This window comes from Mycobacterium sp. E802 (assembly GCF_001666875.1).
Classification (GTDB): Bacteria; Actinomycetota; Actinomycetes; order Mycobacteriales; family Mycobacteriaceae; genus Mycobacterium.
Genome location: NZ_LZJD01000159.1, coordinates 22,533 through 48,808, shown reverse-complemented (window position 1 = coordinate 48,808; position 26,276 = coordinate 22,533). Strand labels below are relative to the sequence as shown.

Annotated in this window: 7 protein-coding genes; 1 reads left to right on the top strand and 6 read right to left on the bottom strand. The window is 68.2% G+C overall.

Annotation, left to right across the window (positions count from 1 at the left end; all coding sequences use genetic code 11):
- Positions 1–42: 42 nt before the first annotated feature.
- The 3 genes from A5699_RS23215 to A5699_RS23205 are packed head-to-tail and all read right to left on the bottom strand — an operon-like array spanning position 43 to position 5,613.
- The gene (locus A5699_RS23215; protein WP_067774506.1) at positions 43–1,200 is read right to left on the bottom strand and encodes a hypothetical protein; all 1,158 of its coding nucleotides are present in this window, start codon (positions 1,198–1,200) and stop codon (positions 43–45) included.
- Position 1,201: 1 nt separating this feature from the next.
- Positions 1,202–3,652: a hypothetical protein gene (locus A5699_RS23210; protein ID WP_067774504.1), complete on the bottom strand. Its 2,451-nt coding sequence runs from the start codon at positions 3,650–3,652 to the stop codon at positions 1,202–1,204.
- Positions 3,649–5,613: a hypothetical protein gene (locus A5699_RS23205; protein WP_067774501.1), complete on the bottom strand. Its 1,965-nt coding sequence runs from the start codon at positions 5,611–5,613 to the stop codon at positions 3,649–3,651. Before A5699_RS23205 ends, A5699_RS23210 begins: the two co-directional genes overlap by 4 nt.
- Before the next feature lie 648 nt (positions 5,614–6,261).
- Here A5699_RS23205 and A5699_RS23200 point away from each other — a divergent pair.
- Positions 6,262–7,341: an acyltransferase gene (locus A5699_RS23200; protein WP_067774498.1), complete on the top strand. Its 1,080-nt coding sequence runs from the start codon at positions 6,262–6,264 to the stop codon at positions 7,339–7,341.
- 17 nt (positions 7,342–7,358) lie between these two features.
- Here A5699_RS23200 and A5699_RS23195 read toward each other — a convergent pair whose 3' ends face one another.
- Genes A5699_RS23195 through A5699_RS23185 form a run of 3 tightly spaced genes read right to left on the bottom strand, consistent with a single transcriptional unit; the run spans position 7,359 to position 26,253 of the window.
- Positions 7,359–8,159, bottom strand: coding sequence for a GAP family protein (locus tag A5699_RS23195; protein ID WP_067774495.1), 801 nt, complete (start codon positions 8,157–8,159; stop codon positions 7,359–7,361).
- A gap of 8 nt (positions 8,160–8,167) precedes the next feature.
- Positions 8,168–15,904, bottom strand: coding sequence for a non-ribosomal peptide synthetase (locus A5699_RS23190; protein ID WP_067774492.1), 7,737 nt, complete (start codon positions 15,902–15,904; stop codon positions 8,168–8,170).
- Entirely contained in the window at positions 15,901–26,253 is a 10,353-nt protein-coding gene (locus tag A5699_RS23185; protein WP_067774488.1) for a non-ribosomal peptide synthetase, read from the bottom strand. The genes A5699_RS23190 and A5699_RS23185 overlap by 4 nt, the downstream gene beginning before the upstream one ends.
- Positions 26,254–26,276: the final 23 nt, after the last annotated feature.

Genomic DNA, 26,276 nt, shown 5'->3' with positions numbered 1-26,276 from the left:
CAGCCCACCATAGCCACGCCGGTTCAGGGTCCCCCGCCCGCTTCAGAGCACGCCGAACTGCGAGGTCACCCAACGCACCGGATCCACACACCGGAACGGGGCGATTCCCCTGGCGTGCACGCGGTTTCCGTTGGGCGCATGCCCCAGCGCCGACACCGCGAAGTACCGCCCCTCCAACCGGGGGCCGGTGGACGGGTTCTCCACCGCCGCCACGATCGAGCCGCCGTGCAGACGCACCAGCAGGCTGCGTACCTCTTGGTCGAGTAGTTGACCGTCGACGTCGTCGTAGTGCTTGCCGTCGGACGTGTCGCGCAGGAACGCCGCGCCGCCGTTGGACATGACCAGGGCCCATTCCGAGCCCTGCACGTCCCGAAGCGCCCGCAGCACGTCGAACTTGGACAGGATCACCGCCAGCTTGGGCCGGCCGGGATACATTGCCAGCAGCAGATTGCCCAGCACCGAGCGCGGCTCGCCACCGCTGAACGGCTGCGGCGGCAACAGGTCCTGCAGTTGATCGCGGATGGCCTTGACCCGCAACGGATCGAACATGAAGAACACCGCGTCGGCGTGGCCGAAGAACTGGAAGGGTGGTGCCCGCAGGTCACCGTTCTCCAGATCCTCACCGGCGACATCGCGCAGCACCAGGAAGCGCCGCACCCCGTGCCAGACACCGATCGAGAACACCAGCGGCTCACGCTGATTCGGCGCCTGGGTGTGCACCGTCGGGGTGGGCGGCAACAGGCCGCGCTGAACATACAGCGGGCCTTCGTAATTGGTGGCGTAGTTCTGCGCGGTGGCGCGGGTGACCGGCTCCAGGACCACACCGAAGCGTTCGCACAACAGTTCCAGCTGCTTGATCAGCACCGCGATATAGAGGCTCTTGCCCGTCGCCCGGGCACCGGCCAATGCGATGCAGATCGCGTGGCCTTCGCGGAAGCCGTCGGGAAGCGTGAAGTGGCAGACCGGACAGATCTCCACCGCCGCACCCTGCAGCGCGCGGCTGGCCTCCGACACCGGCGGCGGCGGGCCGTTGTAGCCGGGGGACCGCGTCCAGGTGTACAGCGCACCGCAGTCGGCGGGCGCGCCCACGTAGGCCGAGGCGACATCGTCGCGGTAGCGGGTGCCTCCGGCCTGGGCGGGCAGCGTCCACAGGTGGTTGTTGGGGCTCAGTGCGGTGAAGCACCGTGGGCATTTGCTCATGTCAGCCCCGGCTCCCCCGCAGTCGCTCCACCAACGACGGCTGCTCGCCCCGCCGCGTCATCAGCCTGTTCACCATTTTGCGGTACCCGCGCATCGTCCCCTCGGAGTAGTCACCCGACATCTGCGCCATCAACATCACCACGGATTCCGCCTCGACGCCCGCCATGGTGGTCGCCACCTGGCCGGCCAGCACGCCGGCCAGCTGATCCATCGGCTCGGGCAGGTATGCGCCCGCCTCGGCCCGCAACAGGCTGATCGCCATCACCGGTGCGGGCGCCAGCTGGTCGCCGTTGACCAGGGGCAGCACCCGCTGGACGGCTTGCGCACGGTATCCGGACTCGGCCGCCAACGCCTGGCAGGCCAACGGATACGGCTGCCCGGTGAGCAGGCCCAACAGCGCGAAGCTCAGCAGCCGCACCGCGAAATCCGGGTGCACCCCATCGGGTTCCAGGCCGGCCAGCGCCTGATCCCACAGCGGCACATACGAACTCTGATGAGTGTGCAGATAGTGCCGGTGCAGCCAATCGTTCGGCTCGATGTGGCGGACGGCGGCACAGGCCACCGTCGCGCTGTCGCCGTTGTCGTCGATCACCTTGCCGGCCAACTGACGCAACGCCGCCGAGTCCGCCGCGCCGACCAGGGTGCGCAACGCTGCCGGGCCCGGCAGCGGCTCGGCACCGACGGCGAGCAACAGGTCCTCCGGATTCCAGACCGAGGCTGCGGCGGCGGCCTCGAAGCGCTCGGGCTCGGTGGTGCGTAGCCACCACAGCTGCGTCCCGGGATCGCCGGGGTCGACCGCGCCGCGCCGACGCGACCGCAAACCCCGCAGCGCGGCACGAATCCACACCTGGTCCCAGGGTTGGGCGCTCGCCAGTTCGGCGGGCCCGGGCACCGGGCCGGCCTCGGCCAGCCAGTCCAGGACGTCGTCGTCGATCGTGGTGGCCTCGACGTCGCCGTCGCGCAGCAAAAGTGCCCCGAGCGACAGCCGGTCGGCCGCGCCGATCAGGCCGCGCACCTGCGGTTCGGCGAGCCCGGGGAGTACGCCGTCCACCAACGCCGCCTCCAGGCGATCATCGGCCACCCCGGCCCGCAACAGCAGGTCCACCGTTCTCAACAACCGGTCGACGCCCAGCTTCCGGCTGCGCTCCAGGGCCGGGCCGATGGCCACCCGGACCGCCGAAGGTGTTGGTTTCCCGTGAAACGTTCTCGGCCCCAACGGGATTGGACCGGCCTGCGCCATCCAGGCGTCGTCGTCGATGGCGCGGACGAAGTAGGTGGCGTCGGCATGTGCCGCACCGGCGCCGTCGGACAACTCGTGCATCGCCCGCCAGGCGTCGGCCGTCGTCACCCCGACCGCGCTCGCGAGCACGTCGGCGATGATGTGCGCCGCCTCGGAGCCCACCACCGCACCCGCCGGGGAGTGCGCGGCGATCACCTCATGGGCCTCCACCTGGGCGTCGGCGAACTGCGGGTGCCCGGCGACCGCCATCGCCATCGGCCAGGCCGGATGCAGACCGTCGTCGCGTACCTGGGAGGACAACGTGTCGATGTCGTCGAGCACCCGCCGCGCCGAGACGGTATCGAGCAGCACCACCTGCGCCATCACCGACCACCGGGTGACGGTGATGTGATGCCCGCCCGCCGTGCGATGCGGATCACCGCCGAGCTCGCCCAGCGAGATGTTCTCCGCCTCGTTGATCAGCACCATGCCCGGTTCCACCGCGACGAGATCTTCCAGCGGTACCGCGGTGAGCACCTGGCCGTGGTGCGGCCCGATCTGATCGGCCCGGTCGAAGGTCGAGAAACTCAGGCCTGCCGCGGTGCCCGGTGACATGAAGAAGCTGACCAGACCGATCCACTGCGCGGCGGCATCCGGCGACTGCACACCCAGCACCACCGGCGGGCCGCCGGCCATCGCCGCGGCCACCGCGTCGAGCAGGACGAACAACGTCGCCAGCCGCCACGTGGTGGGGTCCAGCGCGAAGGCCACCACGCTGTCCTTGGTCACCACCGCACCCGGAGGCGGAATTTCGGCCGGCAATGCGGCCCGGGCCACCGCGGCCGCTCCGTAGGGCCGCAACCAGCCCGGCGACCGCCACCATTGGATCGCCCGATGGCGCGGGTGGGTATTGGGCGCGCGGTCCAGGAGGACGTGCGCAAAGACGTTGCCCGGCCGTCCGGTGGAGTCCGACCCGGCCGGGAAGGTGTGCCAGTACGCCGCGCCGTCCTCGACGCGGCGATAGGCCAACCGGCGCGGCCCATCCTCGAGTTGCTCCGGAGTGGGGAAATCCGGTGCGGCCTCCACCGGCCGGAACACGGTGTACACCCCGGCGATCAGGGCCTGGGTCTCCCCCGGGGTCAGGCAGCCGCCGGTTTCTTTGATCTGCCAGCCGCCTGCCGTGCCGACGGCGTCGAACGAGGTGTAGGCGAGCTGGCCGTAGCGCGATGTCATAACACCGTCGCGGTGAGCTGCAGGGTCTGCACCGGGGGGTCCAGCAGCGCGAGGGTCCGTAGCTGCGCGGGGTCCGGGATATTGAGGAACAGCCGGATCCAGCCGTGCAGCCCGCTGACATTGGCTGCCCACAGCTCGCCGCTGCCCGAGGTGGTCAACGCGCTCCAGCGCAGTTGCTTGGACGGCTGATCGGCCAGCTGGCCCTGCGCGTCCAGCGGCGCCACGTCGACGGGCTGGCCGTCGTGCACGCTCAACGGCATCCGCTGCGGGTTGTTGACCAACACGAACGACGGCGACCCTGGGACGTCGTATTCCGAACGCACCGCCACGGTGGCGGTGGTGGGATAACCGGCCTGATCACGGCCGATCCGCACGGCATACTGCAGGCGCAGCATGCCCGGATATTCGATGCTGGCCACCGGACCGGTGACCCGGCGACCGCCGGAGAACGCCACCGGCGCCAGATGCAGCGAGCAGCCGGCCACCGGCAGGGCCCCGGTCAGGTGCATACCGCCGTACTTCTCGTAGTCCTCCAGCGAGATCTCGAAGGACCTGCCGGTCAGCCCGGCGCGGGGATCGTGGCCCTTGGGTGCCAGGGTCACCACGACGCCCGCCGCGCCGTCGGGCCAATCGAAGGTGAGCACCTGCTTGTTGCAGTACTCGGCGAGCTCGATGTCGCGGATGATGCCGGTACGTACCGCCGAGACGGTGCGGCCCAGCACCGCGCGTCCGGCCAGCACGGTCACCGGGGTGACGTAGGCCCGGCTCCAGCCCTCGGGCCATGGCACGCCGGACATCAACGTGCGGCGGCTGCCGTCGGGCTGGGACTGATCGACGACCGCTCGGTGCAGCCGCAGTTCGGGAGTCAAGCCGACCTGTTCGAGCGCGTTCTCCGGCAGTTCGGTGGAGACATTGCCGGCGCTCGGCCCGCTCTGACTGAGGTAGACGACGACCTCGGCCCCGAGTGCCGTCCAGGACACGTCGAACGATGCGCCGTCGAAGCTCGAGTCGACCGAGATGTCGGTGACCGCGGCGAGCACTGCCGACACATCGAGGTCGACGTCGTCGGGCTCCGAGACCACCGCGACCCCGTCGACCTCGGCGGCGCAGCGCGCCCGGTAGCGGTACCGCCGACCGCGCACGGCACCGGTGTCGACGAACCCCTCGCGGTTGTCTTTGTCGGCCAGGATCCGGTGACGCGCCTCGTCGATCTCGGTCTCGCCGGCCTCCTCGATCGGTATCCGGTACACGTGCACGACACACGGCGACGGCGGCGCCGTCCACTGTCCGATGACCAGGCCGGAGTCCTCCCGGATGGCCACGTCGCGAAGCGGGGCGACCAGTACTCCGGCGGCATGCAGCACCGGACGCGTGCTCAGGGCATCCGAGCGCGACGCTCCGGTGATCACCCACACCTGGTAGTAGCGCAGCGGTCCGGTCAGCGGGCGGTCGTCACTGGCCGCCGACAGCGGGGTGGCGGCCACCAGATCGGCGTTCTCCGGTGACCGAGGGGCCCGGTCCTCGGCGCTGACCACCCGGTACAGCACCACTCCCCCATTGGCCTGATAGTCCGGCCAGCTCAACTCGACGGCATCGGGACGGGATTCTCCCCGGCGGAACGCGATGGCGTGCACGGCGCCGGGCTGCGGCGCCCGGGTGTCCGACTGGGCTTCCGGCGGATGGTCTGCGGGGTGATCGACGGGGTGATCCGGGGCCGGGGAGTCCAGCTCGGCCAGCACCCGGGCCATCTCTTCGGCGTGCTCGGCCACTGAACCGGGCAGCATCTCCCGGATCTGCTCGACATCGGTGCGGCCGGATCTGAGCACCAGCCGCAGATGTGCCTCTTTGAAGCTGCGGGCCGCGACCGCACCCGAGTCGACCAGCTGTTGGCGCCAGGCCAACAACGGCGCCAGCCGCGGATCCGCGTCGTCGGAATCGTCGACGGGATACAGATCGGGCATCAGAACACCAAATCCCCGCCGGGCGGCCGTCGTGATCGCACCGGCAGCTCGAACAGCGCGAACTCCTGAGGTGTCAGGCCTTCGCGGGCCTGCACAGCAGAAACGCTACCGCAGGTGCCCCCTGCTCACCGCCACATGGTGGGTCGCCGGCCCACGAAACTGCGGCGCGCTTGATCAGGCGTACGACAGCACCCACTCCCCCGGCTTCGATGCGCACCCCGACTCCGCCGGGCCCGCGGGCGGCGGACCGGCCGCACCATATTGCTCTCAACGTCAAAAATGTCGGCTCGCGGGCGAACTTCACCGCAGACGGTAACGATGGCAAATGAACGTCGCGACACCACAACAGCCTTGGCGCCGACGTTGGCCGTAAATTGACGGACCTCACCATTTATTCATTCGAATGCCATGAGCTTGACGCATACGCTGCGGTCAATTTTTTTGGCGCGGCCCCGAATGCTCCGACGTTAATCCCCCACGTCGCAACAACTCTCGCCTGTCACATTTCAGCAAATTTGACATTGATCAAAAGCCAAGTGCGCCTTGGGCATACCGTCGGCTTTCCGCCTGATCCCGCGCTTTACCGGCGCTCAGTTATGCCAATATTGTTTGCGGAACACAACAGCGGAGCCTTTTGGGGGTGGCGCCATGACGCTTGGGCAGGTATTCGACAAACGCCACAATGCCCTCACCGCCTGGCGCCTGGTTCTCGCAATTGGCGTGGTTTTCTGGCACTCCTGGCCTCTCACCGGGCGAGAGATCGACAATGTCCCGCTAACCCGCTTGCTCAGCGACATGTTTGCCGACGGATTCTTTGTCATTTCCGGGTTCTTGATCACTGCGGCCTGGATTCGCCGGCCCCACCTGAAAGAGTATTGGGCGTCGCGGTTCTTACGGATCTTCCCGGGACTCTGGGTGTGCCTGATGATCGTCGCGTTCGTCATCGCGCCGATCGCGGCCAAGATTCAAGACAGTTCGTTGACGCTGTCCTCCCAGATCGCGTATGTGGTCAACAACGGCCTGCTCAACGTCGCGTACGGCGGCATCGACGGGACCCCCACGGACGTTCCCTTCCCCGGCATCTGGGACGGATCGATCTGGACGTTGTTCTTCGTTCTGCTGTGTGACGTCTTGGTGTCGGTGGTCGGGTTTCTCGGATTGCTGAAGCGGCGCTGGACCATCCCGACGATGTTCGTGCTGGCGCTCTGTTGGTCGGCCTACGTCTCCTACACGCCGCCGGGCTACAGCATGGCGCAGATGCTGGCCCGATTCGCGGTGGTCTTCCTCGCGGGCGCCATGTTTTACCAGTACCAGGACAAGATTCCGGCCCGGTGGTCATTGGTCGCGCTCAGCGTTGTCCTTGTCGCGGCCTCCGGGTTCATCCAGAACTACCGGATGTTGGGCGTCTTACCGCTGGCCTACGCGATCATCGTTTCGGGCGCACTGATCCGGAAATCGCGTCTGCGCAACGATTTCTCCTACGGCGTGTACATCTATGCGTTCCCGGTCCAACAATTGCTGGCCGTGTGCGGGCTGGCGCCTCTGAACCCATTTCTGTTCTTCGTCCTCGCCACAGCCGCCGTGCTGCCGATCGCCGCCCTGAGTTGGTTCGTGGTGGAAAAACGAGCGTCAGCGCTGAAAGCCCGTATTTTCAAGCAGGCCGCCAAAAAGCCGGCCGAAAATACCGTCGCCGAAGCGCAGACGCCGGTGGCGACGCCGCGGAATTAGCGTGCGCCCGCCGAGCTTCAGATCAGCCCGGAGCCCTTCACCGTCTGCCAGATACCGATCAGGGTGAACAGCACCGCCAACACCAACAGCCGGTGTTTCCTCGACCATTCGTGCAACGGTTCGAGAAGAGCGGCGGTGCGGGCCGGTGAAACCACGTAGCTGAGCAACGCGATCTCGAACACGATCAGCATCGCGAACACGAACACCACACTGGCCACCACCTGGGTACCGATCGCGGCCCCCGACCCGGCGATCAGCGTGGCCACCAACAACACCAGCGGCGGCGGCGCGATATATCCCATGCCGAATACCAGACCGATCCACAGCGCGCCGTTCTCCCAGGCCTCGTGCAAGCGGTGGAACAGCCGCCGGAGCGGGTCGTAGAAGCGCGACCACGCGGTGCGGATACGGCCCGGCGCCGGCCGCTCACGCTCGGGCTCGCCGTCGAGCACCAACGTCGACGAATGCCCCTGCGGGCCAGCCGGGACCGTCTGCTCGACCCGCTTCTTCTGCCGGATCCGCATGACCAACAACGCCGCGATCACCAACCAGGCGATACCCATGCACAGCTGCAGGGGCTGGATCCCCGACGTGGGGCTCGGATTGACCAGGTCCTGGGCCGCCGAGGCGAATGACGGAACAGCGTGAAGCACCAGCACCGGTACCACGAAGGCCGGCACATTGACGATCATCGCGCCGATCCAGAACGCCAGCAGGTTCGACAGCGGCCGGGGCCGCGAGATCACCAGCAGGATGAAGCCGAGCAGTACCGGGTTGAGTGACACGAAAAGTGCCATGCTCAAAATGTCGCCCCACATTATCGGCCCTACAACATCCCGAGCAACTGCAGGTCAGTTACGTATTTGACGATGACCTCCGGCGTCACATGGGGAATGTCGTTTGCCGCACCGACTTTCGCCTCCCGCACCGCAGCGTGGAACCGGTCGGCAGGAGCGTAGGAGCCCAGCGTCGGCTCCGGTGGCTGCAACTCCCCGGCATGCTGCTTCAGCAGCGTCAGCATCTGCAACACCGAGTTCTGGCGCTGCCGTTCCGGCAGGTCCTGCAACCGGGTTTCGAACTGGCGCAACCACTCTGAGAAGTCGTCGATGCGCGTGATCGGATAGCCCGCCTCGATCAGCCAGTCGATATAGGTGTCGATCCCGACGCCGTCATCGTGCGGATTCATCACGTGGTAGGTCTCGAAATCGGCTGTCGCCGAACGCGCCACCTGCCAACCCAGCGTGGTGATGGCCTCCGCGACGAAGTCCACCGGCAGCCCGTCGAAGTGCGCGCGCTGCCGCTCGCCATCGTGGCCGAGTCGGTAGAAGGACTTCGGCGCCACACCGGTGGCCACGATGCTCAACACCATGCGGCTGACGGTGTCGGCCACATTGAGCTGCCCGGGGTAGGTCGTCTCGGTCAGGATCATGCCCGAGCGGAACACCGCGACCGGCAACCCGCACAGATCGTGGGCCTCACGCAGCAACACCTCACCGGCCCACTTGCTGTTGCCGTAGCCGTTGGCGTAGCCGGCGTCGACCGTACGGGTCGCGCTGATCTCGCGGATGTCGGCGTCCTCGGTGAACTTCGACGGCTCGATCTGGCGGCCCACGTCGGATGTGGAGATGTAGTTGTACGGCTTGAGCTTGGCGGTCAGGGCGAAGCGGATCAGCTCGGCGGTGCCGACGACGTTCGGACCGAACAGCTCGCTGTAGGGCAGCACGCTGTTGACGAACGCTGCCGAGTCGACGATGAGATCGACGCTCTCGGCCAGCCGGCGCCACCGCTGCGGGTCGAGTCCGAAGTCGGGTTCGCCCTTGTCTCCGGCGACGACCTCGAGCCGTTCGGCGGCCAGTTCCCGGAACCGGCGTTGCAGCACCGGGTCGGTGTCGAACGTGGCCTCCAACCGGCGGCGGGCGTCCTCGTCGGACTTGCCGCGCACCAGGCAGATCACCTTGTCGTCGACGCGGCGCAGCCGCTGCAGCCAGTCCAGCAGCAGGTACCGGCCGAGGAAGCCGGTGGCCCCGGTCAACAGGACCGTCTGCACGTTGCCGTCCGGCCGCGGCAGGACGCGGGCCGTGCGCAGGGTGGCCGAGTCGATGAACTTGTCCAGCGTCAGGTCACGGGCATGCACCTCGATGGCGTTGTGGCCGTGCACCGAGGCGAAGCTGACGCCGCTGGGGCTCTGGGTGTCGAAGGCGGTCTCGCTGTCGAGCTGCAGGCTCAGGCCGGCCACCGTCGGCGTCTCGAACAAGGTGCGCACGGCGAGGTCCACCTCGAGCGTGGTGTTGACCGCCGCGATCACCCGCATCGCGGAGATCGAATCGCCACCCAGGTCGAAGAAGGACTCGTCGACCCCGACCCGGTCCATACCGAGGACCTGGGCGTAGATGCCGGCGATCTTTTCCTCGACGGCGTTGGACGGCGCGCGGTAGCGCGCGGCGTCCTGGTAATTCGGCGCCGGCAGCGCACGACGGTCCAGCTTGCCGTTGACCGTCAGCGGCAGAACGTCGAGGACGACGATCGTCGACGGCACCATGTAGGCCGGCAGCCGCACGCCCAACTCCTTGCGCAGCTGGGTCGGATCGCCGTGGCCGGTCACATAACCGACCAGCCTCTTGTCGCCGGGACGGTCCTCGCGGGCGATCACCGCGGCCTGGTTCACCCCGTCGAGTTCGGCCAGCGCCGCCTGGATCTCCCCCAGCTCGATGCGGTAACCGCGGATCTTGACCTGCTCATCGGCACGGCCCAGATACTGCAGTTGCCCGTCCTCGCCCCACTTGACCAGATCACCGGTGCGGTACATCACCTGTCCGGCAGCGTCGGGTCCGCCGAACGGGCAGGCGACGAACCGCGACGCGGTCAGCCCGGCACGGTGCAGATAGCCGACGGCGACGCCGCGGCCGGCCAGGTAGAGCTCGCCGACCACGCCGGCAGAGACCGGACGCAGCCACTCATCGAGGACGAACGCCGCGCCCGAGGGCACCGGCGCACCGATCGGGACGACGGCCCCGGCCCGCTGCGTCTTCTGCAGCGGCGCGCTCATCGTGCCGTAGATCGTGGCTTCGGTCGGCCCGTAGGCGTTGATCATCACCCGACCGGGTGCCCACCGATCCACCACTTCGCTCGGGCAGGCCTCACCGGCCACCACCAGCGTGGTGTTCTCCAGGCCCTCGGGCGAGAGCATCCCGACCGCCGACGGGGTCTGGTAGAGCACGCTGACCTTCTCGGCGACCAACAGATCGTGCAGGTCGTCCGGTGAGCCGGCCACCGACTCGGGGACGACCACCAGCTGCGACCCGTGCAGCAGGGCGCCCCAGATCTCCCACACCGAGACGTCGAAAACGAGTGAATGCCATTGCGACCACACCTGTCCCGGGCCTGCGGGCAGGTCGGGGTGCAGCTGCTGGAGCACCTGCGTCACGTTGCCGTGGGTGACGGCCACACCCTTGGGCGTGCCGGTGGTACCCGAGGTGTAGATCAGGTACGCGATGTCGTCGGCCGACGGCGGCAACAGGTCGGCGGTGGGATAGATCAGACCGGCGGATTCCACAGCCGGATCGTCGACCTCGACGATCTGTACGTCGGTCCCGTCGAGGCGGGAACGTAGTTCGGCGGTCGTGATGGCGACGATCGGCGCGGCATCGGCGAGCATGAACTCCAAACGCGTGGCGGGCACGGCCGGGTCGATCGGCAGGTAGGCCGCCCCGGTCTTGAGCACCGCCAGGATCGCCACGATCGCCCGGTCGGAGCGCGGCGCCAGCAGGGCCACGGTCTGTCCCGGCCCGGCACCCATGAGCGCCAACAGATTTGCCAGCCGGCGCGCGTCCTCGTCGAGCTCGTCGTACGTCAGCGTGCAATCGCCGAACGTGAGCGCGGGCGCACCCGGGTCACGGTCCACCTGCCGGCTGAACATCTCCGGGATCGAGATCGGTTCGGCCACCGGTTGGTCGAGGATGCCGCGGTTGCTCCACTCGTCGAGCCGGTCATGTTCGGCTGCCTCGAGCACGTCCATCGAGGAGAGACGGCGCGTCGGGTCGGTGGTCATGTCCACCAGCAGCCGCTGGAACCGCTCCACCAGGCCGTCGATCACGGCGACGCTGAACACGTCGCTGTCGAACTCCAGCCGCAGGCCCAGCTCGTGGCCCGGCAGGGCCATCACCGACAGCGGGTAGTGGTTGTACTCGCGGTTGTTGAACTCCGTGACCGCCAACTCCTGCACACCCATGAACGCGCTGGTGTCGATCGGATAGCTCTCGTACAGGAAGAGCGTGTCGAACAGCTGCTCGTGACCGGAGAGGTGGTGAATGTCGGTGAGCGCCAGGTGTTCGTGCTCCAGGGTGTCGTTGTGAGCGCGCTGCAGCTGCTCGAGCAACTCGGCCACCGTCGTGGTGGCGGTGGTGCGGGCCCGCACCGGAACCGTGTTGATCAGCAGGCCCACCATCGAATCCGCGCCGGGCAGGTCGGTGGGCCGACCCGAGACGGCGGTACCGAAGGCGACGTCGTGCTGACCGGTCAACCACATCAGCAGCTGGGCCCAGGCGGCCTGCAGCACGGTGGCCACCGTGGTGTGCTGTGACCGCGCGAGCTCACCGAGTGCCCGGGTGGTCTCGGCCGATACCCGGTAGGTCTCGATGCCGCGGGGGCCGGGCTCGACCGGCGGCGCGACCAGCGTCGGAGTTTCGAATCCCGCCAACAGGTTTCGCCACGCCACCTCGGCCGCGGGACGATCCTGGCGGGCCAGCCAGTCGACGAAGTTCCGGTACGACGCCGGTGCGGGCAACCGCTGGCCGAAGTAGCTGGCGAAGATCTCCTGCAACAGGATCGGCAGCGACCAGCCGTCGATCACGATGTGGTGGAACGTCAACACGAACCGGTGTTCGTTGCCCGAGGTGCGGATCAGCGCGGCCCGGAACGTCGGCCGCTCGGCCAGGTCGCACACGGCCCCACGCTCGGCGTCGCAGAGCTGCCGTACCTCCTCGTCGGGGCTCTGGTCGTCCCCGCGCAGATCCAGGTAGCGCCAGGCCATCACCGGATCCGCCGGGATCACCTGCACGGGATCACCGAACTGCCCGCAGAAGCGGGCCGCCAGGTTGGGATGGCGAGCCACGACGGTGTGCAGTGCATCGCGTAGCCGGTGCTGGTCCACCACACCGGTCACGGTGATGTCGAGCTGCACCGCGTAGACATCGTCGTGGGCCCCTTCACCGCGGGCGAAGGTGGAGTGGAACAGCAGCCCCTGCTGCACCGGAGTCAGCGGCAGCACGTCGGCGACGGCGAATTGCTGCTGCAGCTCGTCGATCTGGTGTTGGGTAAGCCGGGCCGGAAGCACATCCGACGGGGTCAACCCGCCGCCGCCGGAACGCACGTGGGCGCAGATCCCCTTCAGCGCCTCGAACCACAACCGGCTGATCCGGTCCACCTGGTCCGGACCGAGCACCGAGGGCGCCCAGGTCCACGCGGCCTGCAGGCACGGGCCGGCGTCGGTATCCATGGTGCCGGCGTTGAGTTCCACGGTGTGCATCAACGGCATGGCCACGGCCGAGGCCGCCCCGGTGGCCGACAATGCGTCCTGGTCGATGCGCCACAGCTCGTCGGACAGGTCGCCCACGCCCGCGCCGAGGCGGCCGAGGTAGTTGAACCCGATCGTCGGGTCCGGTCCGTCCAGCTCGACGTCGTCGTTGAGGTAGCGCAGCATCCCGTAGGTCAGGTCGTCGGGCAGGGCGCGCAACTGTTCTTTCGCCGCCTTCAGGACGGGTCCCAGTTCGGCCTCGCCGGAAATCACCTGTTCCCAGGGCAATTCGGCCATCTGCAGCGCCACCGGGTATTTGGTGGTGAACCAACCCACGGTGCGGGACAGATCGACGTCGGCGGTGTCCTGTCCCCCGATGTCCTCGTTGCGGCCGTGCCCCTCCACGTCGAAACTGATCGGCCTGTTGCCGGTTCCCAGGTATTCGGCCCACGCCAGGCCGAACGCGATCAGCAGGATGTCCTGGACCCCGGCGTGGAATGCCGCGGGCACCTCGCCCAGCAGCTGCCGGGTGGTCTCGACGTCCAACTCCAAAGACAGCTGACCGGCGTTGGCATAGGTGTCCACCTCGGGCCGCAGCGCCGGCAACGCCTGGGGCACCGCACTCACCGCACGCCAGGCGTCGACGTGCCGGACCACGTCCGCGTCCGCGGCGTGCTCGGTCAGCAGGTGCGACCACCGGGCAAAGGACGTCCCGCCGGCCGGTAGCTGCACCGGTTGTCCGGTGTGATGCTGCGCCCAGGAAATGTTCAAGTCTTCCAACAGGATTCGCCACGACACGCCGTCGACCGCCAGGTGGTGGATCATCAGCACCAGCTGGCTGGTGGCAGGCACCCACAGGGCGCGCAGGAGCGAGCCCGCGGACGGATCCAGATGCGTCAACGCCGTCACCAACGCCTCGTCGGACAGTCCCTCGACGACCGACAGGCAGTCACGGGCATTCACCGCACCCGGGTCGGGCACGTTCAGCGACCACTCACCCTCGGCACCGGTCTCGGCGCGCATCCGAAGGGTGGCGTGCCGATCGAGCAGTGCCTGCACCAAGACCACCACGTCGGCCTCGGTGGCGCCGTCGGGCGCCTGCAGCACCACCGTCTGGTTGAACTGGTCCACCGGGCCGGGCACTTCGCGCAGCCACCGCATGATGGGCGTGGGCGACACCGGGCCGGTGCCTTCGTCCACCACGGCGTTCTCCGGATCGGCGAAACCCGCCACCCGCGCGACACCGGCCACGGTCTGCTCGACGAAGATGTCACGCGGCCGGCACCGCACACCGGCCGCCCGGGCCCGCGCCACCACCTGCATCGACAGGATGCTGTCGCCGCCCAGATCGAGAAATGAGTCGTCGACGCCGACCTTGTCCACGCCCAGCACCTGGGCGTAGATGTCGGCGAGGATCTCCTCCACGGGGGTGCTCGGTGCGCGGTAACCGTTTTCGGCACTGCGGTATTCGGGCGCCGGTAGGGCGCGCTTGTCGAGCTTGCCGTTCACGGTCAGCGGGAACGCGTCGACCACCACCACCGCGGCGGGCACCATGTAGGCCGGCAGCCGCTTGGCCAGCGCCGCACGCATGTGAACCGGATCGGCGTTGCCGGTGACATACCCGACCAGCCGTTTGTCACCGGGACGGTCCTCACGGGCGATCACGACGGCCTGGGTCACCCCGTCCAGCCCGGCCAGGGCGGCCTGCACCTCGCCCAGTTCGATGCGGTAACCGCGGATCTTCACCTGCTCGTCGGCCCGGCCCAGATACTGCAGCTGTCCGTCCTCGCCCCACTTGACCAGATCACCGGTGCGGTACATGACCGACCCGGGGGCGTCGTCCCCGCCGAACGGGCACGCCACGAACCGGGAGGCGGTGAGCCCCGCCCGACGCGCATAACCGACGGCCACGCCGGCACCGGCGATGTACAGCTCACCGACCACGCCCTCGGGGGCAGGCCGAAGCCACTGGTCGAGCACGAACAACGCCGCGCCGGGGACGGGTGAGCCGATCGGCACGATCCCGCCGCCCTCACCCGACGCCGTCAGCGGCGCGCTCATCGCCGCGTAAACCGTTGCCTCCGTGGGACCGTAGGCGTTGATCATCACCCGGCCCGGCGCCCAGCGCTGTACCAATTCGGTGGGGCAGGCCTCGCCGGCGACCACCAGTGTCGTGGACTCCAACCGCTCCGGCGACAGCATGCCCGCCGCCGAGGGGGTCAGGCACAGCACACTGACCTTCTCGGTCAGAAGCAGGTTGTGCAGGTCATCGGGTGAACTGGCGGCGGCCTCGGGTACGACCACCAGTCGTCCACCGTGCAGTAGCGCGCCCCAGATCTCCCACACCGAGACGTCGAAGACGAGCGAATGCCATTGCGACCAGGCCTGACCCGGCCCGGGGGGCAGGTCGGCGTGCAGGCGCTCCACCAGTGAGGTCACGTTGCGATGGGTCACCGCAACAGCTTTCGGCACACCGGTGGTTCCCGACGTGTAGGTCATGTAGGCGAGATCTTCGGGCCGGGGTCCCGGCAGAGCAGTGCTCGACTGGGTGTCCACCTCGGGGTCGTCGACGCCGATCACCGCCACTGCAGAGTCGTCGAGACGGTTGCGCAGATCCGCCGTGGTGACCGCGGCGATGGGCGCCGCGTCGGTGAGCATGAACGCGATTCGCTCATCGGGATGCGCCGGATCGACGGGCAGGTAGGCGGCCCCGGTCTTGAGCACCGCCAGGATCGACACAATGGCCTCGCCCGAGCGCGGAATCAGCATGGCGACGGTCTCCCCCGGACCGGCGCCATGCGCGGCCAGCACGTGCGCCAACCGATTCGAGGCCTCGTCGAGTTCGCGATAGCTCCAGGACCGCTCGCCGCAGACCAGCGCCATCGATTCCGGGGTCCGCTCCACCTGGGCGCTGAACAACGCCGGAACCGTGACCGGATCCGACGCGGGGTGGCCCAAGACCGCCCGATTGCCCCACTCGTCGAGCCGATCATGTTCGTTGTCGTCGAGAAGATCGAAGGACAACAGTGTTCGACTGGAATCGATGCTCATGACTGCCCCCTCGTGTCTGCGGTCATGGCTTCGAGTACCCGCCTGAACCGCGTGACCAACCTTGCGATTCGGACCGAATCGAAGATGTCGGAATCGAATTCGACACGTAAGCCCAGTTCATGGCCGGGTACGGCCTGTACCGAAAGCGGGTAGTGGTTGTACTCGCGATTGGTGAAATGGGTGATCGCCAGATCATTGACGCCCGACAGGGCGGCCGTGTCGATCGGATAATTTTCGTAGACGAACATCGTGTCGAACAACTGGTCGTGACCGGTCACCCGGTGAATCTCGTTGAGCGCCAAGTGCTGATGATCCAGAGTTTCGCTGTACGCGCCCTGGAGTTGATCCAGCAAACTTGCGATCGTGGTGGCCGGGGTGAACGTGGCCCGCACCGGCACGGTGTTGATCAGCAGGCCGACCATCGACTCGGCGCCGGGAAGGTCGGTCGGGCGCCCCGACACCGCGGTGCCGAAAGCGACGTCGCGCTGGCCGGTCAGCCACATCAGCAGCTGCGCCCAGGCCCCCTGCAGCACCGTGCTGACGGTGGTGTGACAGGTACGGGCCAATTCGCCCAGGGCCTTGGTGGTCTCGGCCGACAGCTGGAACGACTCGACCCCGCGGCGCCCCAGTGCGATCCGGGCCGGCGGCCCGACCAGCGTCGGGGTGTCGAAGCCCGCGAATACCTGGCGCCACGCGTCCTGCGCTGCGCTGACGTCCTGGTCAGCCAGCCAGGTGACGAATCGCCGGTACGGAACGGGTGCCGGCAGCCGGCCACCGAAATAGCCGGCGAAGATCTCCTGCAACAGAATCGGTTTGGACCAACCGTCGAGCACGATGTGGTGGTTGGTGAGCACGAACCGGTGTTGATTGTCGCCGGTACGGATCAGCGCCGCACGGAACGGCGGCTGATCACCCAGCCCGCCGACCGCGGTCCGTTCGGCGGCGCTGAACTGCTCGATCTGGGATTCCACGTCACTTTCCGGCACACCGGTCAGGTCCAGGTACTGCCAGGCGAGCACCGGCTCGGCCGGCAACACCTGCACCGGCACACCGAAGTCCTCGACAAAGTGGGCGACGATGTTCGGACGACGCCTGATCACGTCCTGCACCGCGTCGCGCAACCGGTCGGCGTCCAACGGGCCGGCCACCGTGATGTCGAGTTGCACCGAGTACAGGTCGTCACCGCCCTGCCCGGAACCGGTGTGGAACAGCAGACCCTGCTGCAGCGGGGTCAGCGGCAGCACGTCGGCGACGGCGCATTGCTGTTGCAGCTCATCGAGCTGCGGTTGCGACAAGTGCGCCGGCGCAATGTCGGACGGGGTCAGCCCGCCGCCACCGGCGCGGACGTGCGCACAGATCCCGGCCAGCGCCTCGAACCACAGCCGGCTGAGCCGGCCGACCTGGTCGGCGTCCAGGGCCGAGGTGGCCCACGTCCAGGTGGCGTGCAGCCGCGGACCGTCCTCGGTTCCGTTCGCGGCGTCGATCGTGCCGGCGTTGAGTTCCACCGTGTGCCCCAGCGGCGTCGGCACCGCCGAGGCCGTCGCGGTGACCGAGACCGCGTCCTGATCGATCCGCCACAGCTCGTCGGACAGTTCACCGGCACCCGCACCGAGGCGGCCCAGATAGTTGAAGCCGAAGGCCGGGTCCGGACCCTCCAGACCGACCTCGGGATTCAGGTACCGCAGCAGCCCGTAGGTGATCCCGTCGGGCAGGGCCCGCAGCCGTTCCTTGGCTTCCTTGATCACCGGTCCCAACGCGGAATCACCCGAAGTTACTGTGTCCCAGGTCAGTTCACCCGGCAGCAGCTCGACGGGATACTTGGCGGTGAACCACCCGACGGTGCGCGACAGGTCCATGTCGCCGGCGAGTTCCTCGTCGCGGCCGTGACTCTCGACGTCGACGGCGATCGGATTACCTGCCGTGCCGAGGAATTCCGCGGCCGCCAGACCGAACGCGATCAGCAGAATGTCCTGCACGCCGGCGTGGAACGCGGCCGGGACCGCACCGAGCAACTGACGGGTGGACTCGACGTCCAACTCCACCGACAACTGCCCGGCGTTGGCGTAGGTGTCCACCGCCGGTTGCACGGCCGGCAGCGCCGCGGGCACCGAGGCCACCTGCCGCCACGTGTCCGCAAGGGCGACCACCGCCGGCTTGTGTGCGTACTCGTTGAGCACCGAGGACCAGCGCGCAAAGGACGTGCCCACGGCCGGCAACTCGATCGCCTGCCCGCTGCGGTGCTGCGCCCAGGCGATGTTCAAGTCCTCCAACAGGATCCGCCACGACACCGCATCCACGGCCAGGTGGTGGATCATCAGGACCAGTGCACCGGTGTGGGGCACCCACAGTGCGCTGACCATCTCGCCGGCGGCGGGATTCAGGCGGGACCGCGCTGCGATCAAGGCCTCGTTCGACAACTCGTCGACGATGTGCACGTAGGCACCGGCATCCACCGTGCCCGGCTCCGGCACCGCGAACGACCATGTGCCATCCGGGCCGGCTTCCGCGGTCAACCGCAACATCGCGTGCCGGTCCAACAGGGCCTGCAGCACGATCACCACGTCGCTCTCGGTCACCCCGTCGGGTGCCCGCAGCACCACCGCCTGGTTGAACTCGTCTGCGGACGCGTCGAGTTCGTGCAACCAGCGCATGATCGGCGTCGCCGGCACCGGGCCGATCCCCTCGTCGGCCACCGTGGTCTGGCCGTCGGCGGAGACCACGACCTGTGCCAACCGGGCCACCGTCTGCTCGACGAAGACGTCGCGCGGTCGGCACACCAGACCCGCGGCCCGGGCGCGCGCCACCACCTGCATCGACGAGATGCTGTCTCCGCCGAGGTCGAAGAACGAATCGTCCACGCCGACCCGCTCGACCCCGAGCACCTGGGCGTAGATGCCCGCCAGGATCTGCTCGACGGCATCGTGCGGTGCCCGGTACTGATCGGCATCCTGGTATTCCGGCGCGGGCAGGGCCCGCGTGTCGAGCTTTCCGTTCACGGTGAGCGGCAAGGTGTCCAGCACCACCACCGCGGTCGGCACCATGTACGTCGGCAGGCGTTCGGCGAGCGCGGTGCGGGCGGCGGACGGATCGACCGATCCGGTGACGTAACCGACGAGGCGTTTGTCGCCTGGACGATCCTCACGGGCGATCACGGCCGCGTGCTCGACACCGTCGACGACGGCCAGCGCAGCCTGCACCTCACCGAGTTCGATGCGGTAGCCGCGGATCTTGACCTGCTTGTCGGCGCGTCCCTCGTACCGGAGTTCGCCGTCGGTCCCCCACCGCACGAGATCGCCGGTGCGGTACATCCGTTGGCCGGGTTCTCCGTACGGGCACGCCACGAACCGCGTCGACGAGAGATCCGGACGGCCCACGTAGCCGACCGCCAATCCGGCGCCGGCCACATACAGTTCGCCGACCACGCCGACCGGGACCTGACGCATCCACTCGTCCAGCACGAAGAACGCCAGATGGCCCAACGGCACCCCGATCGGACTGGAGTTGCTGTCGAGGTCGGCGCCGGTGATCTCGCGGTACGAGGCATGCACCGTGGTCTCGGTGATCCCGTACATGTTGATCAACCGCGGTGAATTCGGGTGGTTGCGCATCCAGCCGGAAAGCCGCTGTGGCTCAAGTGCTTCACCGCCGAACACGACAGTCTCCAGGGCGACCTGCCGGCCCACCTCCGGCGCCAGCGTGTCGGCGGTCTGCAACGCATAGAAGGCCGACGGGGTCTGGCTCAGGACGTTGACCTGCTCGTCGACCAAGAGGGCATGCAGGTCTTCGGGCGAGCGGACCACCGCATCCGGTACGACCAGCAGCCGTCCACCGCTGAGCAGCGGTCCCCAGATCTCCCAGACCGAGTAGTCGAAGGCCAGCGAATGGCACTGGGTCCAGACCCGGCCGACGGCCAGTTCGACGCCGAGCGTGTCGAGCAGTGTGGCGACGTTGCGGTGAGTTATCGCCACGCCCTTGGGCATTCCGGTGGTGCCGGATGTGTAGATGATGTACGCGACGTCGCCGGCTTCAACGGTGGCCGGTAGGTCGGTTGCGGGCTGCGCGCCAATCGACGCGTCGTCGATGTCGACGATCGGCACGCCGGACGGCTCCAGCCGGTGGCGCAACTCGGCGGTGGTGAGCGCAACCACCGGTTCCGCGTCGGCCAGGACGAATTCGATACGGGCGTCGGGGTGCGCCGGGTCGATCGGCACGTAGGCCGCCCCGGTTTTCGCCACGGCCAGGATCGCGGTGATGGCCTCGGCGTTGCGTGGCAGCAGCATCGCCACCCGCCGGCCCGGGGCGGCGCCCCGAGCAGACAGCACCTGCGCCAACCGGTTCGACGCCTCGTCGAGTTCGCCGTAGGTGATCGACCGGCCGTCGTCGGTGAGCGCCACCGCTTCCCGATCGCGGGCCACCTGGGCGGCGAAGAGTTCCGGAATGGACCGGACCGCCCGGGCCGGTGCGGCCAGCGCTGCACGGTTACCCCAGTTGTGCAGCCGGTCGTGCTCGTCGGCACCGAGCAGATCGATCGACGAGACCCGGCGGGCCGGATCGGCGGCCATGACCGCCAGCACCTGCTGCATCCGATTGGCCAGCGCCGCAATGTCGGTCGTGTCGAAGACCTCGCTGTCGAACTCGATGCGCAAGCCCAGCTCGTCACCGGGCATCGCCACCATCGACAGCGGGTAGTGGTTGTATTCGCGACTGGCGAAGTCGGTGATACCCAGCTCCTGCGCACCCAGGAGGGCCGCGGTGTCCACCGGGTAGTTCTCGTAGACGAACAGGGTGTCGAACAACCGGTCATGTCCGCTGGCGCGGTGAATCTCGGCCAGTGCCAGGTGTTCGTGTTCGACGGTGTCGTTGTGGACCCGCTGCAGTTGGTCCAGCAGCTCCGCCACGGTGGTGTCCGCAGCGATCTTTGCCCGCACCGGCACAGTGTTGATCAGCAGGCCCACAATCGATTCCGCGCCGGGCAGATCCACCGGCCGGCCCGATACCGCAGTACCGAACACCACGTCACGATGGCCGGTCTGGGCCATCAGCACCTGGGCCCAGGCAGCCTGCAACACCGTGTTGATCGTGGTGTGCTGAGCGCGGGCCAGCTCGGCCAGTGCACCGGTGATCTCGGCCGGGAGTCGATAGGACTCGACGCCGCGCTGCCCGGCCGGTGTCGGCGGGCCGACGAGCGTCGGGTTCTCGAAACCGTCCAGTACCTCCCGCCACACCGCCTGCGCCGCAGCATGATCCTGATCGGTCAACCAGCGCACGAAGTTGCGGAACGGCACCGGTGCCGGCAGCCGGTGCCCGTGGTAGCGGGCGAAGATCTCCTGCAGCAGGATCGGCAGTGACCACCCGTCGATCACGATGTGGTGGATGGTCAGCATCAGGCGGTGCCGGGCGTCGCCGGTACGGAGAAGCGCAACCCGGAACGTGGGCGCACCGGCCAGGTCGCAGACGGCGCGGCGTTCGGCCGCGCCCAACTGTTCGACCCGCTCGTCACCGTAAAGTGCGGTGTCAGAATGGGTTTCGGCCCGCAGGTCGACGTACTGCCAGGCGATCGTCGGATCGGCCGGAAGCACCTGCACCGGCTCACCGAACTGCTCACTGAACCGGGCGGCGAGATTGGGATGGCGGGCGATGACGTCCTCGACCGCATCGCGCAGCCGGTTGGGGTCGAGTTCACCGGTCACGGTGACGCCGAGTTGGACCGCGTAGACGTCCTCGGCGATCCCGTCGGCCGCGTCCTGCGCGAAGGCGGACTGGAACAGCAGACCCTGCTGCAGCGGGGTGAGCGGCAGGACATCGGCGATCCGGTACCGCTCGGTGAGCTCGTCGATCTGCTGCTGCGTCAGGCGCACCGGGGCGACATCCGACGGGGTGAGGCCGCCGCCGCCAGACTGCACGTGGGCGCAGATACCGGCCAGCGCCTCGAACCACAGCGCACTGAGCCGTTCCACCTGGTCGCGACCGAGCACCGAGGGCGCCCAGGTCCAATTGGCCTGCAACCGGGGCCCGGCGCCGGCATCCTCCAGGGTTCCGGCGTTGATCTCGAGGCTGTGGGCCAGCGCCATCGGTATCGCAGCTGCCGCGTCGGTCATCGGCAGGCTGTCCTGGCTGATCCGCCACAGGTCCTCGGAGAGTTCGGCCGCGCCCGCGCCGAGGCGGCCGAGATAGTTGAAGCCGATGGTCGGGTCATCACCGCCCAGATCGACATCCGGATTGAGATAGCGCAGTAGTCCGTAGGTCATGCCGTCGGGCACCGCGCGCAGTTGTTCCTTGGCCGCCTTGATCACTGGACCGAGCGCGGCACCGCCGCCGGCAACATGCACCCAGGTCAGTCCGCCCACCGCCAGGGCCACGGGGTATTTGGTGGTGAACCAGCCCACGGTCCGGGACAGGTCGATATCGGAGATCCGGTCGATCCCGAGGAGGTCTTCACTGCGGCCGTGCCCTTCGACGTCGATGCCGATCGGCCCGCTGTCGGTACCGTCGCCGGCGAACTCCGACCAGGCCAGGCCGAACGCGATCAGCAGGATGTCTTGTATCCCAGCGTGAAACGCCGCCGGCACCTCGCCCAACAACATCTGGGTGGTGGCTTCGTCCAACGTCACCGACAACCGTCCCGCACCGGCATAGGTGTCCAGCTCCGGCTGTACGCGCGGCAACGTCGCCGGGGTCGCCGAGACCTTCCGCCAGGTGTCCGCGTGCCGAACCACGTCGGTGTCCCGGGCATGCTCGGCCAGCAACTCCGACCAGCGGGCGAACGATGTTCCGCCGGCCGGCAACGTGATCAGCTGGCCGCTGTGGTGCTGCGCCCAGGCGATGTTGAGGTCTTCCAACAGGATTCGCCACGAGACCCCGTCCACCGCCAGGTGCAGGATGACCAGGGCCAACTGGTTGGTGTCCTGCGCCCACACGGCGCTGACCATCGATCCGGCACCCGGGTCGAGCCGCGATCGTGCGTCCTGTACCGCCTGCTCGGACAATGTGCCGACCACCCGCAGGCATTCACGCGCGTCGACGGTGCCCTTGTCCGGGATGGACAACGACCAGTCGCCGCTGCTGTCGGTCTCGGCGCGCAACCGCAGCGTGGCATGTCGGTCCAGTACCGCCTGCAGGATGGTGACCGCGTCGGCATGCGTCGCGGCCGCGGGAGCCTGAATCACCACCGTCTGGTTGAACAGGTCGGTGCGGCCCGGCATCTGCTGCAGCCACTGCATGATCGGTGTCGCGTTCACCGATCCGGTGCCTTCGTCGACGACGGCCGCCTGGCCGCCGGCGAGTTTGGCCACCCCGCCGAGCCGCGCCACCGTCTGTTCGACGAAGACGTCGCGCGGCCGGCACCACACGCCGGCCGCCCGGGCCCGCGCCACCACCTGCATCGACAAGATGCTGTCGCCACCGAGATCGAAGAACGAATCGTCCACGCCGACCTGCTCGACGCCCAGCACCTGGGCGTAGATGCCGGCCAGGATCTCCTCGACCGGGGTCCCCGGAGCGCGGTATTCGCGTGCGCCGCCGGTGTATTCGGGAGCCGGCAACGCGCGGGTGTCCAGCTTGTTGTTGGAGGTCAACGGCATCGCGTCGAGCACCACGACAGCGGCCGGCACCATGTAGGGCGGCAGCCGATCGGCGAGCTGCGCCCGGGCGTGGACCGGGTCTGCGGTGCCGGTGATGTAGCCGACGAGTCGCTTGTCGCCGGGGCGGTCCTCACGGGCGATCACCGCAGCATGGGTGACGCCGTCGACCCGGGCCAACGCGGAGCGCACCTCACCGAGCTCGATGCGGTAGCCACGGATCTTGACCTGCTCGTCGGCGCGGCCCAGATACTGCAGTTGTCCGTCGGCGCCCCAGCGCACCATGTCGCCGGTGCGGTACATCCGTTGTCCCGGTTCGCCGAACGGGCAGGCCACGAACCGCGACGCGGTCAGATCCGGCCTGCCGATGTATCCGCACGCCACCCCGTCGCCGGCGACGTAAAGCTCGCCGACCACGCCGGTCGGAACCGGTTGCATCCAGGAGTCGAGGACGAACAACGCCGCGCCGGGCACCGGCGAGCCGATCGGCACCACTTCCGATTCACCCGCCCCGGCCCGCAGCGGCGTACTCATCGACGCGCAGATCGTGGTCTCGGTGGGCCCGTAGGCGTTGAACATCACGCGGCCGTTGGCCGCCCAGCGGTCCACCACGTCGGTCGGGCAGGCCTCCCCGGCGACCACGAGCGTCGCGTGCTCGAGGCCTTGGGCCGGAAGCATCGCCACCGCCGACGGAGTCTGGGTGAACACCGTGATCTCTTCGTCGACCAGCAGGCGGTGAAAGTCTTCGGGTGAGCCGGCCACGGATTCGCCGACCACCACCAAGCGCCCGCCGCGCAGCAGCGCATGCCCGATCTCCCATACCGAGGCGTCGAAACCCAGGGAATGGCACAGGGGCCACACGCCGTGCCGCGGCAGGCTGGCATCCAGCGAGAGCATCAGCTGCGTGAGGTTGTGGTGGGTGACCGCGACGCCCTTGGGGGCTCCCGTGGTACCCGAGGTGTAGATGACGTACGCGATCTCGTCGGGCACGGGCGCAGGCGGGGCGGTGGTGGGCTGTTCGGCGATCTCGGGATCGCCGAAGTCGATGATCGGGAGGTCGAAGCCGTCCAGCCGGGACCGCAACGCGGGCGTGGTGATCGCCGCGACGGGGCGGGCGTCGCCGAGGATGAACTCCAGCCGTGCCTGCGGCACCGCGGGATCGACGGGCAGATACGTGGCGCCGGATTTGAGGATTGCCAACATCCCGATCACCGCCGAAGCGGTGCGCTGTGAGAACAGCGCCACCCGCTGCCCCGGCCCGGCGCCGCGGGCGGACAGCACGTGGGCCAGCCGGTTGGACGCCTCGTCCAGTTCGCGGTAGGTCAGCGAGCGGCCCTCGAACGTCAGCGCCGGGGCGTCGGGAGCGGCGGCCACCTGGGTGGCGAACAGTTCCGGGATCGACACCTTCGCCGGGGCCGGCTGTGCGAGCACCGCCTGGTTGCCGAACTCCGCGAGCTCGGAGGTTTCCTTGCTGTCCAGCAGCTCCAGCGAGGACAGGGGCCGGTCCGGATCGGCCGCCATGGCATCGAGGACCCGTTGGATATGGGCGGCCAGCTCGGACACCTCGAAGTCCGCGAAGGGGCGGCCGGCGCCCGCGGTGCTCAGAAAGAGCTGATCGCTGGACCCGATGAAGAACAGGCCGAAGTGCCCCATCGGACCGTGATTGGTGTAGGAGACGGTCACCGGGGCGCCGGCCAGGTCGAGCGTGAGCCGGGCCGGGATGAAGTTGATGGCCACCCGATTGGAAACATGACGCCGTGCGCCGCCGTCCCCGTCCAGGGTGTGCACCGGGAAACGCTGGTGCTGCAGCAGTTCTCGCAGGCGTTCGTCGACGTGGCGGCAAAACTCGCCGACCGTCCAGTCCGGTGGGGACTTGAGCACCAGGGGCGCGACACCGGCGAGCATGGCCGGCAGTGTCTTGGTCACCGAGGTGACCCGGCGACTGACCGGGAAGTCCAGTGTGACCTCAGAGGCGTTGGCCGACCAGGCGCGGACCAGAAGTGCGCACGCCGCGGTGGTGACCGAATAGCGGCGGATCCGCAGATTCTTGGACAGTTCTTTTATGTGTCGAACCGCCACCTGATCCACTTCGACCGAAGCCGAGGGTGCGTAGGCGTCACGGCCGTTCTCCGAGCGCCGCAATCCCTGGTCGATCCCGCTCTCGGACGGGCGGTTGGTGCTCCAGTAGGCGCGATCGTCCTGGAAGTCCTGGGATGCTTCGTAATCCGCTTCGCAGTCGACCAGATCCTGTAGCGAGCCGAAGTAGGCCGGCGGTACCGGATCCCCGGAGACCAGCGCCGTGTAGATGGTCGCGATCCGGCGGCTGACCAGCGCCATGCCGATACCGTCTACCGAAATATGGTGGCCCAAACCGAATAGGAAGTACTCGTTCGGCTTGGTGCGGAACAACGCGAACGTCACCAACCGATCGGTGAGCGGCATCGGGGTGTGCTGAATGGCCGAGGCCAGTTCCAAGACCTTCTGAACGGGATCGGCACAGTCCCGCAGGTCGTGATACGTCAACTCCAGGTCTGAGTAGTCGACGGGCTTCTGGAGAACCTGACCGTCGACCTCGACAAAGGCAGCACGCGCCGGCTCGGCCTCACCGAGGGCCTGCCGAATCGCCTGCTCGAGGAGCCCGCGCTGAACCGCGCCGTCGATTCTCCCGAGCAGCCCGAGTTGCCACTCTGTCCCGGCGAGACCGCTTTCCTGCGAAAGCCAGATATCCAACTGCCCGCGGGAAAGCGGCAGTGCCCCGCCCTCAGATTCCATTATTCAACTTCTCCAGAGACCAA